At 58.4% G+C, this 15,466-nt stretch carries 11 protein-coding genes and 4 pseudogenes; 7 read left to right on the top strand and 8 right to left on the bottom strand.

Annotation, left to right across the window (positions count from 1 at the left end):
- Positions 1-12 precede the first annotated feature (12 nt).
- Together GGI60_RS21035 and rpsU are read right to left on the bottom strand one after the other, a co-directional pair.
- Positions 13-207, bottom strand: coding sequence for a hypothetical protein (locus GGI60_RS21035; protein WP_183918458.1), 195 nt, complete (start codon positions 205-207; stop codon positions 13-15).
- 23 nt (positions 208-230) lie between these two features.
- Positions 231-463: pseudogene (gene rpsU / locus GGI60_RS21030) on the bottom strand (30S ribosomal protein S21).
- A 637-nt stretch (positions 464-1,100) separates the two neighbouring features.
- On the opposite strand from rpsU, the gene GGI60_RS21025 reads away from it, so the two are divergent.
- Positions 1,101-1,817, top strand: coding sequence for an Ig-like domain-containing protein (locus GGI60_RS21025; protein ID WP_183918459.1), 717 nt, complete (start codon positions 1,101-1,103; stop codon positions 1,815-1,817).
- 168 nt (positions 1,818-1,985) lie between these two features.
- Here the strand turns inward: GGI60_RS21025 and GGI60_RS21020 are convergent.
- Positions 1,986-2,303, bottom strand: a pseudogene (locus tag GGI60_RS21020) (IS6 family transposase); the annotation flags it as partial.
- A gap of 231 nt (positions 2,304-2,534) precedes the next feature.
- Here GGI60_RS21020 and GGI60_RS21015 point away from each other — a divergent pair.
- Both GGI60_RS21015 and GGI60_RS21010 read left to right on the top strand, forming a co-directional pair.
- Entirely contained in the window at positions 2,535-3,323 is a 789-nt protein-coding gene (locus tag GGI60_RS21015) for an alpha/beta fold hydrolase (RefSeq protein WP_096763920.1), read from the top strand.
- A 31-nt stretch (positions 3,324-3,354) separates the two neighbouring features.
- The gene (locus GGI60_RS21010) at positions 3,355-4,521 is read left to right on the top strand and encodes a PAS domain-containing sensor histidine kinase (RefSeq protein ID WP_183918460.1); all 1,167 of its coding nucleotides are present in this window, start codon (positions 3,355-3,357) and stop codon (positions 4,519-4,521) included.
- A 296-nt stretch (positions 4,522-4,817) separates the two neighbouring features.
- Here GGI60_RS21010 and catE read toward each other — a convergent pair whose 3' ends face one another.
- The 4 genes and pseudogenes from catE to GGI60_RS20990 form a co-directional block, all read right to left on the bottom strand.
- Positions 4,818-6,965 (bottom strand): catalase C, encoded by a 2,148-nt coding sequence (gene catE / locus GGI60_RS21005; protein ID WP_183918461.1) that lies wholly within the window; start codon positions 6,963-6,965, stop codon positions 4,818-4,820.
- A gap of 89 nt (positions 6,966-7,054) precedes the next feature.
- Positions 7,055-7,561, bottom strand: coding sequence for a ferritin-like domain-containing protein (locus GGI60_RS21000; protein ID WP_183918462.1), 507 nt, complete (start codon positions 7,559-7,561; stop codon positions 7,055-7,057).
- A gap of 423 nt (positions 7,562-7,984) precedes the next feature.
- Positions 7,985-9,986, bottom strand: a pseudogene (locus GGI60_RS20995) (AI-2E family transporter).
- Positions 9,987-10,316: 330 nt separating this feature from the next.
- A pseudogene (locus tag GGI60_RS20990) lies at positions 10,317-10,650 on the bottom strand (DDE-type integrase/transposase/recombinase); the annotation flags it as partial.
- Positions 10,651-10,825: 175 nt separating this feature from the next.
- Between GGI60_RS20990 and GGI60_RS32120 the strand changes: the two are divergent.
- The 4 genes from GGI60_RS32120 (at position 10,826) to GGI60_RS20975 (ending at position 14,665) form a co-directional block, all read left to right on the top strand.
- Positions 10,826-11,014 (top strand): hypothetical protein, encoded by a 189-nt coding sequence (locus tag GGI60_RS32120; protein ID WP_096763924.1) that lies wholly within the window; start codon positions 10,826-10,828, stop codon positions 11,012-11,014.
- Positions 11,015-11,394: 380 nt separating this feature from the next.
- On the top strand, positions 11,395-12,891 hold the full coding sequence (locus tag GGI60_RS20985; RefSeq protein ID WP_183918464.1) for a DUF4173 domain-containing protein: 1,497 nt from the start codon (positions 11,395-11,397) through the stop codon (positions 12,889-12,891).
- 47 nt (positions 12,892-12,938) lie between these two features.
- The gene (locus tag GGI60_RS20980; protein ID WP_183918465.1) at positions 12,939-13,643 is read left to right on the top strand and encodes a response regulator; all 705 of its coding nucleotides are present in this window, start codon (positions 12,939-12,941) and stop codon (positions 13,641-13,643) included.
- The gene (locus GGI60_RS20975; RefSeq protein WP_183918466.1) at positions 13,643-14,665 is read left to right on the top strand and encodes a sensor histidine kinase KdpD; all 1,023 of its coding nucleotides are present in this window, start codon (positions 13,643-13,645) and stop codon (positions 14,663-14,665) included. The genes GGI60_RS20980 and GGI60_RS20975 overlap by 1 nt, the downstream gene beginning before the upstream one ends.
- 16 nt (positions 14,666-14,681) lie before the next feature.
- Here GGI60_RS20975 and GGI60_RS20970 read toward each other — a convergent pair whose 3' ends face one another.
- Positions 14,682-15,320, bottom strand: coding sequence for a TetR family transcriptional regulator (locus GGI60_RS20970; protein WP_183918467.1), 639 nt, complete (start codon positions 15,318-15,320; stop codon positions 14,682-14,684).
- Between the last annotated feature and the right edge of the window lie 146 nt (positions 15,321-15,466).

Here is a 15,466-nt window from a genome sequence, read left to right as displayed (position 1 = left end):
ACCATTCGTTCCTCAATGCACGCTTGGAGTTTCCATGACCATTGCGAAGTCTTCTGCGACCAGTTCGCTGACGGCTATGAGGATTTCCTCCCTTGAAAAGCCCGATGTCAGCGCACGCTGGATCAGGTCTTGCAGATCCGGCTCGACCACATCACGGCAATCCTCGAGGCGTTCTTCTGAAATGACAAGGCTATTCAATTCGTCCATTGTCTATCCTTTCGGGAAAGCTGTTAACGCACTACCACCTGCTTCCGTTCGGTCGGGAGTCCTTCGCGCTGCATCTTCTTGCGTGCGGCCTTGCGCTGCCGGCTGATCGCCTGAGCTTGTTCTCTGACGCGGCGTTCCGAGGGCTTCTCATAGGCGCGCCACTCCTTCATTTCGCGGAACAGCCCTTCGCGCTGCATTTCTTTTTCAACGCCCTCAGGGCTTGATCGACGTTGTTGTCTCTGACGAGTACCTGCATTCGCATTCTCCTTGTTTGGATGGTGGGCCGATCTCCGTCAGCCGCGTTATCAGGTAATCAGGCCTGCATTCATGGCGGCTTAGAAGGCGAATGCCCTTCACGCTCCAGCAATGGGACAGCATCGCGCCCCTGGCGCCGGCCGATCAACGACCGCAGCCGCAGTCGCCATATTTTTTGGGTTCAAAAAGAAATCCTCCAACGGCCGTAGCCGGAATCATCTTGCTGCTGCGATTGCCCATGGGCCGTCCGGATGGCGCATTCCGCCGATCCATTTGCGTTCATTCCCGTATCGGCACTGCTTGTGTCCGGTGAGATCGATTGCGCTCTGAGGTAGGTGCCGGTGTCAAGGATTGCAACGGTGTGCAGCCGGGATAGAAGCTGCGTCAGAAGAGCACGGCCGCCACATAGTCACGGAGCAGTTCCTTCAAGTTTACCGGGTGTAAATTGGTCGAAATTGGTTCAAATTTGATTGGATTTAATAACGTATTGGTCGCTTCCTAAAACGTTCATGCACGTTATGGATGAATGTTAAACTTGCGTTAAATACCCCATTGACTTGCATGATTAATAAGTTGTTAAAAGAAGTCGCTCGCGAAGGTCAAAATGACCCACAGAAATACAATTTTAGGAGAAACTAATGGCTTCCCCGGTTCACGCAACTGATGATAGTGCGACTTTTCAAGAAACCGACGTAATTTCCGGAAATCTTCTGTCCAACGATTCCTCAGACAACGGCCACCTGTTCTTGCGCGCCTTCGACCAGCAGTCGGTCGGCGCCAAGCAGGCCGGTCAGGTCACCGAAATCCATGGCGACTACGGCACGTTCTTCGTCAAGGCCGACGGCAGCTACACCTATGTTCTGAGCGACGCCGCCAAGATCGGTTTCACCCATGGTGAGACGCTGGTCGAAAAAGTTTCCTACAAGATCTCCGACGGCGCCGGTCACACCGACATGGGCCTGTTCACCCTGAACATCCAGGGCGTGACTCAGATCAAGCCGGTTGCGGTCGATGACACCTACCACTTCACCGAAGGCCAGGCCATCGGCGGCAACGTTTTGGACAACGACATTGCCGGCGACAACGGCAAGATGTTCCTGCGCGAGTTCCTGAGCACCAAGGTAGGCGCCGCTGCCGACGCCGTAACCGACGTTGCCGGCACGTATGGCATGTTCCATGTCAAGTCGGACGGCACGTTCACCTACGACCTGACGGCCGATCTGGATGCAGGCGTGACCTACACGGAAGTTCTCCGCTACTACAAGATCTCCGACGGCGAAGGCCATACGGACACTGCCAAGGTAACGCTCAATATCCTCGGCACGGACGCTCATCCCGACGGCGTCGGTGTTTGATCTGAAGCATCAATGAGACAAGACGCCCGCCGCACGATCGGCGGGCGTTTTCGCATCCGCGTTCCTCATATATCCTTCTTGGAGAGGGCGTTGTCACGTTGTTTGAGGACGCATGAAGCGCTTCCCTTGAACTCAGACAGTTGCTGCGGTCACTGCTTTCCGCTGCGCCAGAACGTAGCCGTCTTGGTCAACGGCGCGCCAAAGCCAATGTTTCCGGCCGCCGATGGACACCACCACCTCGTCCAAATGCCAGATATACTTTTGCGACGGCTTCTTTCTACGCAACTGCTTGGCATAAGCCGCCCCGCCGGCCCCATCGCCGGATCGTTTCGTAAGATCCGACAATGCCCCGCTCCAACAGCATTTCCTTCGACCAGCCGCAGGCTCAATGGAAACTGGAAGTACAGCCACACCGCATGGGCGATGATTTGCGGTGGAAAGCGGTGGTTCTTGTAGCTGATCGTCGGCGAGCTCATCCTCGCCCATTATCCCTCAACCGTTAAGCTGCAGACAACGTCACATCGGTTCCACGTGGTATGAACAGGCGACCGCATGCTTATTCCGGTGCTTCGCATTATCATTCTACCTTGGGGATACGGACAGACCACCGAGTTTTGGCCAAAGGGTTAAGGCACTCGACGCTGCCGATAATGTTCCTATGTTCCACTGCGTGTGGTGGCAGGAAGCCCACGCGCTTGTACCCAAGTCGGAGGGATTATGTCGGTCATCGCAAGGAACAATGTCACCGTGCGGGGTGAAGGACGGCGTGCCATGGTCTTTGCTCACGGCTTCGGCTGCGACCAGAACATGTGGCGGCATGTCACGCCGGCCTTTGAACAGGACTACAAGGTCGTCCTCTTCGACCATGTCGGGTGCGGCAAGTCCGACCTCGGCGCCTATGAGAATGCCAAGTATTCCAGCCTTGCAGGCTACGCGGCTGATATCGTCCAGATAGGTCAGGCACTGGATATCACAGGTGGCGTATTCGTTGCACATTCCGTCAGCGCGATGATCGGCATTCTCGCCTCAATCGACGCACCTGATCTGTTCAGCGAGCTTGTCCTGATTGGACCATCGCCCCGCTATATCAACGAAGAAGGATATGAGGGTGGCTTCACGCGGGAACAGATTGAGGAGCTGCTTGAGTTCCTGGACGATAATCACATGGGATGGTCTGCCGCCATGGGCCCCGTAATCATGGGCAACCCTGATCGCCCCGAGCTCAGCGAAGAGCTTGTGAACAGTTTTTGCCGTACCGACCCGGATATTGCCAAGGCGTTTGCGCGCGTCACCTTTCTGTCCGACAATAGAGCGGACCTTCCACGCTGCCAGGCACGGGCGCTCGTGATCCAAAGCAAGCAGGATGTCATCGCCCAGCAGGGGGTGGGGGAGTATGTGCGGGACCATCTGCCGAACGGGGAAATGATCGTGATCAACGCAACAGGGCATTGTCCGAACTTGAGCGCGCCTGCTCAGGTTATTTCCGCGATCAAAGCCTTTGTGTAAGGCTGGGCCTCAAGGAGGGCTGGAGGGCACCATGGAGGATCTGGACGACCTCTACGAGAATGCCCCGTGTGGCTACGTCTCCCTCTCAGCTGACGGCGTGATCGTAAAAGTCAATCGAACGCTTGCAGGATGGTTGGGTACGCAGAGTTTTGAGCTCCTCGGCAAGCGGTTTTACGATCTGCTGAACGTGCCAGGCAAGATTTTCTACGAGACACACTTTGCTCCTTTGTTGCGAATGCAGGGGTACTTCAATGAAGTCGCACTGGACCTCGTCGGTCCGGACGGGCGGAAGCTGCCTGTTCTGGCCAATGCGGCCGAACGCCGATCGAGCGACGGAGGTGTTCAGTTTACGCGCATAACCCTGTTTCAGGCGGCGGATCGACGGCGATACGAGCGCGACCTGGTGGACGCGAAGAACGCCGCCGACCGAGCCCGCCGAGAGCTCGCGGACCTGAACAGAACTCTGGAAGAGCGTATCGATGCAGGTATTGCCGAGCGGCTCCAGCTTGAGCAAGGGCTGCTTGCGGAAAAGGAGGTGGCTCGCTTAAGGGAGCAGTTTGTCGCAATCCTGGGCCATGATCTGCGCAATCCGCTCGCGTCGATTTCAGGAGGGCTCAACATTCTGTCGCGGGAACCTCAGACCGACAAGGCACGGCGCGTTCTGACGATGATGAGCCAAAGTACCGAGCGCATGTCCAGCCTGATCCGAGACATGCTCGACCTTGCGCGCTGCAGAGCTGGGCAAGGCATCGCTATCAATCCGAACCCGACCGACTTGCGGGCCGTGCTTGAGCAGGTTGTCCACGAATTACAGACCGCACATCCCGGCCGAGACATCCAGAGCTCGCTTGATATCGAGATCGAGGTACGTTGTGACGGCGGCCGGGTCGCTCAGCTGGTATCCAACCTGCTGGGTAACGCATTGGCGCATGGGGCCCCCGACCGGCCGGTGACGGTCGTCGCGGCATCGGCCCTGAATGAAATCCTGATAACGGTTGCGAATGAGGGCAAACCGATCCCCAAGCACGTAAAGGACCACCTGTTCGAGCCCTTCTTCCGGGTCACAAGCTCTGCGGAGAAGCAGGGGCTTGGCCTTGGTCTGTTCATCTCATACGAGATTGCTCGAAGCCATGGCGGTAGGCTTGAGGTCCACTCCGACGACAACCATACCGCATTCCTGTTCCGGATGCCGGTTTAACAGCGGCAGCAGAAAATTTGCGCGACAAAGGCGGGAACGACTCGAGGGTGGCACGGAAAGACGTGGCGCCGGCCATCGCCAGGGCTTCCATGCGAATACTTGGTGCGAATGGCAGTCGAACGGCCTTTGCGTTCGGGTTACCGTGCCCCGCATTGCGCTAGCGCCGTTAAAATAGCTGGCATTGTTCGCCAAGCCGCAGGCACAGCTTACACATCAGTTCTCGGCCTCCCACTTCGTATTCGCGGGCTTGGACGTTGTTGAGGTGCGCGGCGTCTCCGCGCCCCTCAATCTGTCGATCATGCAGATGGTGAGGTCGCCTTGCCGAGTTTCACGGAAGGCTCGCGACCCCAGACGCGCAGCTTGCCAAGCTCCGCCACGAAAGTGGAAAGGCCTTCCTCGCCTGGCAGGGCAAGGACACCCTCATCGAGCGCATTGGCGACGCCGGCCTTTTCCAGGAGAGGCAGTGCCGACTGGTCGTAGCCGATGAATTTGCAATGCTGGAAGGCGTCGGCGACAAAGTCGCGCGCGGCAGCTTCGTTGACAAGGTCACCCATTGCTGCCGGAGAGGTCAACAACGCAACCGCATCAAAGAGGACCGATGGACCACCGTCGATCATATGGTGGGCCTCGATCCAGGTACCATCGGAGGCCGTCACGCCACCGACCTTTGGTGCTATCAGCTCGCATACGGCCTTTTCTTTAGCGATCGCCGTGGTCAGACCGTTCAAAAGCGATGCGTCCACACCGTCGGTGATCAAAATGCCCAGCTTGCGCCCTTCGAATCGCTTGGGGCCGCGCTCAACGATGCTGAGGGCCGGCGAAGGCTCGAGATCCTGACGGGTCGGCATCGCCGCATCCGCAGGCTTCGGCATGGATTGGAAGCCGAGCTTCTGGGCAACGGTTGTTGCCAACGTCTCGTCGATGTTGAGGAGATGAGCCACCATGCGTTCACGGATGACCGGCATTTCAACCTTGCTGAGTTCGAATGTCAGGGCCATGGCGATGTGCCGCTGTTCCGGCGGCGTCTGGCTGATATAGAATTGCCGTGCCTGGCTATAGTGATCGGCAAAGCTTTCGGGACGGAGCCGGACCTTCGGACCCCGTTCCTCAGACGCGAAGTGCCGATAGCCTTGGACCGGCGACTCCCGCGGCCCCCCGTTGCGCGAATTCGGTTGGTAATTGGTTCGACCGACCGGGTTGCGCATTGCCATGTGGCCGTCCTGCTGGAAGTTGTGGAACGGACACTTCGGGGCGTTGATCGGCAGATGGGTGAAGTTCGGACCACCGAGGCGCTTCAGCTGCGTGTCGAGATAAGAGAAGTTGCGGCCCTGCAGCAGCGGATCGTTGCTGAAGTCGATCCCCGGCGGCACGTTCTGGGTCATGAACGCCACCTGCTCGGTTTCCGCGAAGAAGTTGTCGGGCATTCTGTTGAGAACAAGGCGGCCGATCGGCTGGACCGGCAAAATTTCCTCGGGAATGATCTTGGTCGGATCGAGCACGTCGAAGTCGAAGCTGTCGGCGAACTCTTGGTCGAAGAGTTGGACGCACAGTTCCCATTCCGGAAAGTTGCCTGACTGGATCGACTGCCAGAGGTCACGGCGATGGAAATCCGGATCGGCGCCGTTGATCTTGACCGCCTCGTTCCAGGCCACCGACTGAAGGCCCAGCTTCGGTTTCCAGTGAAACTTGACGAAAGTTGATTCGTCCTTGGCATTCACGAACCGGAAGGTATGCACGCCGAAGCCTTCCATGAAGCGGAAGGAGCGGGGGATCGTGCGGTCCGACATGATCCACATGACCATGTGCATGCTTTCCGGTGTCAGGCTGATAAAGTCCCAGAAATTGTCATGGGCGGTCTGCGCTTGGGGGAAAGCCCGGTCCGGCTCCTGCTTGGCGGCATGAATAATGTCGGGAAACTTGACGGCGTCCTGAATGAAGAATACCGGAATGTTGTTGCCGACGAGATCCCAGTTGCCCTCCTGCGTATAAAGCTTGACGGCGAAGCCGCGAACGTCGCGCGCGAGATCGGCGGAGCCCTTGTTGCCGGCGACGGTGGAAAAGCGGACGAAGGCCGGTGTCTTCTCGCCGTGCCGCTGGAAGAGGTCGGCTCGCGTATAGCTCGCTAGGGATTCATATGTTTCGAAGAACCCGTGGGCTCCATAGCCGCGGGCATGGACGACGCGCTCGGGAATCCGTTCGTGGTCGAAGTGGAAGATCTTCTCTCGGAAGTGAAAATCGTCGATGAGGGCAGGACCACGGGCGCCGAGACGCAGCGTGTTCTGATCGTCGGCGACAGGTCCGCCCTGAGCGGTCGTCAGGAGGGGTTGACCGTCCTCCGCGAACTGATGGAGTTCGCCGCCTTGACCTCGATGGAGCTTCTGGTCGTGGATTGTGGCGGTCGCCAGTTTAGGGCTTGCTTTGGAAGCCGTCGTCTTCTTGGCCATGGGGAGTCCTCCGTAACGTCTGTTGGGGGAAGGCATGCTCAAATGAAAAAGCCGCCTTCAAAAGGCGGCCTGATTAGGAGGACCAAGGCTTAGCTGGCCTTCTTCTGCGAGCCCTTGGGATTTGCCGAGGCTTCACCGAGCGCTGTCAGCTTCTGGTCGGTGGCAATCTCTTCCTGAAGGTTTGCATCCAGCAGCGGGATCGCGTCGTTGAGGCCCAGCTGCCTTGCCCAGGATTTCAGGGTGCCGTAGCGGGCGATCTCGTAGTGCTCGACGGACTGCGCCGAGGAGATGAGACCGGCGTCGAGCGCTGCGGTTCCCTTGTATTCTTCCATGATCTCTTCGCCTTCAGCGATAATCCCCTGGATGGCTTCGCAGGTCTTACCGCGGGCAGGCTTTCCGAGAAGCTCGAACACCTGTTCTAGGCGTTGGATCTGGCCTTGAGTTTCATCGCGGTGCTGCAGGAAACCGGCCTTGCCTTCTTCCGCTTGCGCCGCGCGCGCCATCTTGGGCAGAGCTTTCAGGATTTGCTTTTCGGCAAAATAGATGTCTTTGAGAGTGTCGAGGAAGAGGTCATTGAGTGTTTTTTCCATAGCCATGGGCGAATCCGATTACCGTTTCGAGTGTGGGGACCAGACTAACTCTTGAAGTTGGTCGAAGTTCCTTGAGGGCCACAGCGCTGGCGACCCCTGCGATCCCCCAGTTAGCCGCTCCTCATAACCTCTTGATTTGCATCCCATATAACGACTCTCCTGACGAAGCCTCCCTCCAGTGCGTTGCGGTAATCAGCCCACCATTGCCGGTCGACCTCATTAATCCTCACTTCGAGAACGACGATCTGGTCTTGCTCGACGACAGCGCTATTGGCGACCTCCACAGAATCAGGCAGCGACTTAATCACTGCGGAGGACAATGAGATCGTTTTCTAGAACGTGACGGCTGCGAGTCTTCCACCGGTGAATGTGCTATTCTTATGATTAGCTTGTTCTCACCGGCCGCTTGACGCCGCCAGGAGTTTCCCGCTAAATCCCGGACTGCGCGGCGGTCATGCCTGTCTTTTTCGAGGATCGCCTGGTACGAATCTTGCGCGCGGGGGTCACCAATGATGCTGGTGCATCGGCGAGTGCCTCGCAGGCAGCTGAGGTCAAGGTCGTGGCAACGAAATCTGCCTCCCGAGGCGTAGGCGGTTGCCTTGCCTCCTGGTTTTCCACCCAAAGGACCGCGCCGACGCGAATGGCCGGGTATATGCGCTTGAACCGACGAATAAGTATGCTGGCGTGCCGTGCCGAGTCCTCGTTGAGGAAGCAAACCACGATGGCGTTCGATTGTTTCGGAACGAGGCTCATGGCGCGCCGATTGGGGATGTCAGAATGCCTCGCTGCGACCACCTCGGCTCCCTGTACCTGAAGAACCTGGGCGAGCATCGCAGCCGACGCGTCGTCGAGCGGACCCCTGCCTCCGATGCAGAAGACGGTCTTGCCACGTCCGTCAGGGAGTTCGCTTTCATTTTCATTGCCTTCTTTCGGCAGGGTGCTGGGCCGACCTGCCGATGATTCCTTCTCCTTCTGTTCTTCCTCTTCCTCTTCTTCTTGTTCTTCTTCCTGCGCGATTTCCGCAAGGTTCGAGACTAGCGTGATGGCGGTCCCGAACACCTGTTCCATCTGCTCCGCGGTCAACACGCCTCGACGCCTATCTTTCTCCGCCAGTAGAAGGGCGGGAATGGCAACCTTGCCGTAGTAGTCCTCGAGATAATCCTCCTCAAGGAATTCCTCAGCGTAATCGGTCGCCTCGTCCGGATCGCCGGCAAGGAGCCGCTGGTACAGCCGCTCCTTGGGATCGAGCACCGGGTCACTACCAAAAACCACCTCAAGGAACTCGAACTGCGGGACGTACCGTCCCAGGACTGCAAGACACACCGTCAATGGCGTGGACAGGACAAGACCGACTGGGCCCCACAGCCATGCCCAAAAAATCGCCGCGACGATGATTGCCAGCGGAGAGAGTCCGGTACGAGAACCATAGAGCCAGGGCTCGATGACATTGTTGCTGGTCAATTCCAGCACGACGAAAATGGCCGCAACCCAGAGAACAAGGCTCCAGCCAGGGTCGACTGCAAAGGCCAGGAACAGCGGCAGAACTGTCGCGATGACAGGGCCGATATAGGGGACAAATCGAAGGACGATGGCCAGCATCCCCCAGAGCGCTGGATTTGGTATGCCGACCGCCCACAGTCCGAGCGCCAATGGAACGCCGTAAGCGCAGTTCACCACCAACTGCATAAGAAGATACCGCGCGACGCGGCTTCCCGCCTCCTGGATGGCTTCTGTTGTGCGATGCAGATCGCCATAGCCAACGAGCCGGATAAAGCGATCGCGAAGCTCTTCCCGCTCTAACAGCATGAATATTACGACGACGACGATCAAACCCAATGAGGCGATGGGGCCAAGCAGAGGACCAATCAGGCTAGTAAGCGTTTCAATTGGTCTGCTCGGCGCGAATATCTCGACGAGCACGGGCTCTCTTGGTCTTGATGCGTTACCGGGAGCAACTGGGCGCTCCTCCGCATTGCTGAGCTCACGACCGACGCTTTCAACGACGGATGTCAGGCGCCGCACAATACCGCTGTCCGTTCCACTTTCCTGGAGAGACCGGATTTTTGCAATGATGTTGCCCTGGTAGGCCGGAAGGTTCTGGGCGACTTCGGCAATGTGTCCCGCTACGACAAGCCCGAACAGGACGAGGACAAGAAAAGCGAGCACGACAGTGATGATGACCGCCGGAATACGAGGCAGGCCAAGCTTTCGAAGACGAGAGGAAATGGGAGCCAAGGCGAACGTCAACAGGACCGCGATTGCTAGAGGAAGAAGTACTTCCTTGCCGAAATACAGAATAGCAATAACAGCGAGGACACTCGCGAAGGCAGGCATGCGTGAAGGGGAGGATGGCGAGGTCGAATAGACGCGACGGGGGCCGAGGTCATTTTCCAATTCCGCCTCCGTGATCTTTGGCGTTACTCGAAGACATCGATGCACCGGTCGCTCTCGCCAAGTCTTTGCAATTAGGGCGCAGTGTGGCCTCGGCAATGGTTGCGACGTACCTCACTTGACTGCCTTTATGCCGTCGTGTGCGGAGGTGACCGCACGGGCAAAGAGGACGTACAGCAAAAAGCCGCAACAAATGTCACGACGAGCACTGCCGGTTTTCTTCACGATAGTTGACCCGTCTAGGTTTGCTCCTTGGCCATGGGGGGAAATGTGTGCGAGCGAGCTGCCGAGAGGGCATTGTCACGTTGCTTGACTGAGGACGCATGAAGCGCTTCACTTGAACTCAGACAGCTGCTGCGGTCACAGCTTTTCACTGCGCCATTGCGCGAATCCGATGAATGCGGGGGTCCAGGGCTGAGCGTTTACGGTGCGGGGCGAAAAGATTTCTGCCTGCGGAAAAGACCGAGATGAAACGTTGCAAGCCTTCGACAGATCGGAAACCCTGCATCACCCGCTCTCGTTTTCGGAGCGTCAGATGGGAATTTTCCGCACGATTGTTCACGCCTTTATGTGAGCGATGTTCGACGCCCGGGCATTCGATCGCGCCTTGCTGCTCCATATGAGCGCAGTTTGTCGCTGACGATGCGCTTCGGCGACAGGCCCTTCTTCTTCAGCGGCCTGACCAGCAATCGCTTGGCAGCCTGCGGTGGAAAGCGGCGGTTCTTGTAGCTGATCGTCGGCGAGCTCATCCCTGCTTTCCGCCAACCGTTAAGCTGCAGACAACGTGACATCGCCTTAGATATAGTTGCTCGTAATCCTTTTTAGCTAGTTCTTATAAAATCCTCGGGGGCGTAGTCTTGATGCTCGGAGGACACGCCGTTGACTGAACACATCGAACCCAGGCAAATCGAAACGGACGATCTGATGAAAGTTTGGTCCGTCACGGAATTCTGCGCTCGTCACTATATAGATGCCGAGGAACAAGCGATGCTGCTCAAACTTTTCGGGCCCTTCGCGACAGCCTGCGAGCTGCTGCACAATGCCAGACGTGCACAGCGATTCCGATAGTGTCCTTCTTAATTCCTTCCCCCTTGCTTGCGGAACACGAGCGGCGCCGACATACGCCCCGACCTAGGTCCTGACCTTGCGTTCACGGGCGGCTGCTTAATGTGGCAGCGTCCTCTGCGCGTCTCAACGGACGCGCGGCGCTTAGGGGCAATTTCCTGAATTGCTCCTCGCTTTTTGCACAAAATCTGCAATCCGGCGCGCCATCTTCCTGCCATGAGCAAGAACAGCAACCCGCCCCGTCCCGCACCCTTCGCTTTACCGGATCGCCTCCGTAATGACGGCTGGTGGCTGACGGACGGGTCTCAAAACGCGCCTGCCGCAGCGAGATCGGACACGAGGCTCATCGTGATCTCAACCCGGCCTTTGCAAGAGGAGCAGCAATGGATACAGCCGATATTTTGACAGAGCCGATGCCGATCAAACGCGGCGGTGGCCGTCCCGTGGCCCTGCTTGCGCTGGTGGCGCTTGCGGATTTTCTGATCTTTGGCCGGGCGCTGGGGATAAACCTCTTCCTTTTTGCGCTCGCCGTCTGCGTCGGCATTTTGTTTTCGGCCAGGAAGAGGCCTCAGTTTCCGATGGCGGCTTTCCTGCTCGGTTTTTTGGTCCTGGCGTCGGCGCCCCTTGTGGAAATGCCCTCGCTCACGGGCCTTGCCCTTTGTTTCGGCGCACTGATGTGGGTTGCTCTGGTCAGCGCCAGGCTGATGCCTCGCCGCCTTACCGCTCTGCCTCTGGTGTTCTTCCGCTTCGCTCTCGTCATTCCCTTGCGGCTTGGCGAGAGTATCCGGAAATATCTTGCGACGCCGGCCAAACGGTTTTCTTTTGCTGTGGTCCGACAAGGCGCTGGCCTCTGGATCATGCCGGTCATTCTGGCAGCGATCTTCGTATCTCTCTTTGCTGCGGCCAATCCGTTGATCGAGATCGCGCTGCGCAGCATCGATTTTGCCGTTTTGCTGCAGTTCCTCGATCTGTGGCGGATCGGCTTCTGGATGATGATCGCTGTTGTCGTCTGGGCGATGCTGCGGCCGCGCCTGAAGCGTCGCGCTGCAAGATCGCAAGCCGGCAGATCGTTCATGATCGTGCCCACCAGGAATGCGCCGCTTGGCCATGCTTCGCTGTTGCGATCGCTGGTCTTGTTCAACGCAATTTTTGCCGTGCAGACGCTTCTCGATCTTGTCTATCTCTGGGGGGGCGCCGATCTGCCCGAGCACATGAGCCACGCCGAATACGCCCATCGCGGCGCCTATCCGCTGATTGCCACAGCACTTCTCGCCGCCGGCTTCGTCCTCGTCGCCATGCGGCGCGGCGGCCCCGGCGATCATAGCGCGCTGATCCGCGGCCTCGTCCACGCCTGGATCGGCCAGAATGTCCTGCTTTGCCTGTCCTCGATGCTGCGGCTCGGGCTTTACGTCGAGGTCTATTCGCTGACGGAGCTGCGTGTCGCCGCCGGTCTCTGGATGGGGATCGTCGCCATCGGTCTTGTCCTGATCCTCCTGCGCATTCTGTTCAACCGATCCAACGCATGGCTGATCACCGCAAACCTCGCCTCCCTCCTTATGATTCTCTACATCAGCTCCTTCATCGATTTTCCGGCTTTCATCGCCCGCTTCAATATCGCCCACAGCCAGGAGATCAGTCAGGAAGGCCCGCCGCTCGATCTCGACTATCTCTCCTCGCTCGGCCCTTCCGTCATTCCGGCGCTCGATCGCTATCTCCAGATGCTGCCGGACCACCTGATCGACAAGAAGAGCGAAGCGGTGACGGTTCGCTACGATCTCTCCAGGAATTTTCAGATACGTCGGCGTGACTGGCGGAACTGGACCTTCCGATCCGCGCGACTGGAGAGCTATCTTCTGTCTCCTGCTGCCATTGCAAGATAGAACGAGAACGATGACAACAGGCACGACAAACCAACACAGGACCGGTGATGGCGCCCCGCATTCTCGTCGTCGATGACGAACCTCACATCCGCGATGTGATCTGCTTCGCTCTTGAACGCGCTGGCTTGATATCGACGGCCGTTCGCGGCGGCATCGAGGCGATGGCGGCCTTCCGCCGCGGCAACATCGATCTGATCATTCTCGATATCGGCATGCCCGATATGGATGGTCTGGAGGTCTGCCGGCAGATCCGCAAGACATCGGGCTTGCCGATCCTGTTTCTGTCCGCCCGCGACGAGGAGATCGACAGGGTCCTGGGGCTCGAAATCGGCGGCGACGATTATGTCACCAAGCCTTTCAGCCCGCGCGAACTCATCGCCAGGGTCAAGGCGATATTGAAGCGAAGCGGCAACGAGGCGGCGCCCGACAGACGCCATGCCGCCCTTGTCGCCGGCGAGATCAGCCTGGATCGCCACGGCCGGACGGTCATGTTCGGCGACAGCGCCCTCGCGATGACGGCGCTGGAATTCGCAATCCTGGAAGCATTGCTGTCGCGTCCCGGTATGGTCTTCAGCCGCGAACAATTGATGCAAGCCGCTTACGGCGCTGGCACCTACGTCGCCGACCGGACAATCGACAGCCATATCCGCAACATCAGAGCCAAATTCACCGCGGTCGGCGGCTCCGGGATCATCGCGACCGTTCACGGCATCGGCTTCAAGCTTAGCGTTGAACTCGGGAGGAAGGCTTGATGCCGGCGCTGAAAGTCAGGGTGAAATGGCGGCCGAGGCTGGCGCTGATCGTCTATGGTGTGCTGCTGGCCGTCATGGCTCTGCCGATCTTGATCGTCGTCTGGTTTCGTGCCGTCGAGGCGAATTCGAGCCGGATGGCGCCGGCGGAAATCGGGGCGCTTGCCATTGTCGCGATACTGACGCTCGGCATTGCCTATGTGCTGACGCGCACCATCACCGGGCCCATCGACGCCCTGATCGCCCGCACGGAAGAGATTGCCCGCGGCGGCAAGGCGGCGATCCGTCCGCTCGACAGCCATGGAACGCGGGAGATCGCGGTGCTGTCGCAAAGCTTCCTCGATCTTGCCGGAAAACTGGTCGACCGCACGGACTATGTCCGCTCGTTTGCCGCCCATGTTTCGCACGAGCTGAAATCACCGCTGACGGCCATCCGGGGCGCGGCGGAACTTCTGCGCGATGACGATGCCGAGAAGCCGATGACGACAGCACAGCGCTTGCATTTTCTCGACAATATCGTCGCGGACGCTGTCCGGCTCGATGCGTTACTGCAGCGGTTGCGAGAGCTCGCGCAGGCGGAGACGCCTGTGAGCGAGGGCGGAAGCAACGTCGCCAGCATCATAGCTTCACTGCGCTCGCGTTTCCCCGCCCTTGAAGTTTCGGCTGCCGGAGATGCGGAAACCTCGATCGCGCTCCCGCACGAAGCAGCCGTCATTGTCTTTGCCAACCTCGCCGAAAACGCGCTACAGCACGGCGCCTCGCTATTGGAATTCGTCATCTCGGCCAACGGCCGCAAGGCCGTCTTTCTCGTCCGTGACGACGGCAGCGGTATTTCCGAGGCTAATCGCGAACGCATCTTTCAACCGTTCTTCTCGACCCGCCGCGAACAGGGCGGCACAGGCATGGGCCTCGGCATTATCCGCGCCATGCTGAGTTCCCATGGTGGCACGATCCACCTTCGGCCGACGGTTGGCACCGGCGCCGAGTTCGAAATCACCCTGCCCGTGCCATCGTCGCGCAGTTGAGGTGAGTCTCCTGCTCTCAGCTTTTCAGATAGCTGACGACAGCGTCGGCAATCATGCCGCGATGGCGTTCGATAGTATCGCCATCCGAGAGATTGCGCCTGAAGATCGTCCCAAACGTATAGCGGTTCGACACGCGAAAGAAGCAGAAGGCGCTGATCATCATATGGATGTCGATCGGGTCGGCCTTACGCCGGAAGATGCCGTGGTCGAAGCCGCGCTCCAATATGCCGGCGATGGTTTCGATAACCGAAACGTTGAGATCGCGGATCGCCTCCGAACGAAGCATATGCGCGGCGTGATGGATGTTTTCGATACTGACCAGGCGGACGAAATCGGGATTGGCCTCGTCGTGATCGAAGGTCGTCGAGATCAGCGTCCGCAGCGCCTCTTCCGGTTCGAGATTGGACAGATGCAGATCGGATTCCAGCGAGCGGATCTTGCGATAGGACTGCTCCAGGACGGCAAGATAGAGCCCCTCCTTGCTGCCGAAATAATAATAAATCATCCGTTTCGAGGTGCGCGTCTTCTCGGCAATCGAGTCGACCCGGGCGCCGGCGAGGCCATGGGTCGAGAATTCCTGAGTTGCGACGAGGAGGATGTCTTCCTTCGTCTGCTCCGGATCATTCTTCCGGCCGTTTTCGCTCCGTTCCGCCATGGACCTCGCCACCGCACTTTCTAATCTATTGTATTATATTTCGAATTTCGGTTTTCGGCTTCGGTTAAGCATGCGTTTTCTGTTTCCGAGGCCCGTCAGTCTTATTCAGGTTGACGACATGTTTCAATAGTTGCCGCTTGACATAC

The sequence above is a fragment of the Rhizobium lentis genome (assembly GCF_014200175.1).
GTDB classification, from domain to species: Bacteria; Pseudomonadota; Alphaproteobacteria; order Rhizobiales; family Rhizobiaceae; genus Rhizobium; species Rhizobium mulingense.
This window is presented reverse-complemented; position numbering and strand designations above follow the sequence as displayed.

Bases quoted from the DNA above. Each gene is read 5' to 3' on its own strand.
- GGI60_RS21035 (WP_183918458.1), bottom strand. From the start codon at position 207: ATGGACGAATTGAATAGCCTTGTCATTTCAGAAGAACGCCTCGAGGAT.
- GGI60_RS21025 (WP_183918459.1), top strand. From the start codon at position 1,101: ATGGCTTCCCCGGTTCACGCAACTGATGATAGTGCGACTTTTCAAGAA.
- GGI60_RS21015 (WP_096763920.1), top strand. From the start codon at position 2,535: ATGTCGGTCATCGCAAGGAACAATGTCACCGTGCGGGGTGAAGGACGG.
- GGI60_RS21010 (WP_183918460.1), top strand. From the start codon at position 3,355: ATGGAGGATCTGGACGACCTCTACGAGAATGCCCCGTGTGGCTACGTC.
- catE (WP_183918461.1), bottom strand. From the start codon at position 6,965: ATGGCCAAGAAGACGACGGCTTCCAAAGCAAGCCCTAAACTGGCGACC.
- GGI60_RS21000 (WP_183918462.1), bottom strand. From the start codon at position 7,561: ATGGCTATGGAAAAAACACTCAATGACCTCTTCCTCGACACTCTCAAA.
- GGI60_RS20985 (WP_183918464.1), top strand. From the start codon at position 11,395: ATGGATACAGCCGATATTTTGACAGAGCCGATGCCGATCAAACGCGGC.
- GGI60_RS20980 (WP_183918465.1), top strand. From the start codon at position 12,939: ATGGCGCCCCGCATTCTCGTCGTCGATGACGAACCTCACATCCGCGAT.
- GGI60_RS20975 (WP_183918466.1), top strand. From the start codon at position 13,643: ATGCCGGCGCTGAAAGTCAGGGTGAAATGGCGGCCGAGGCTGGCGCTG.
- GGI60_RS20970 (WP_183918467.1), bottom strand. From the start codon at position 15,320: ATGGCGGAACGGAGCGAAAACGGCCGGAAGAATGATCCGGAGCAGACG.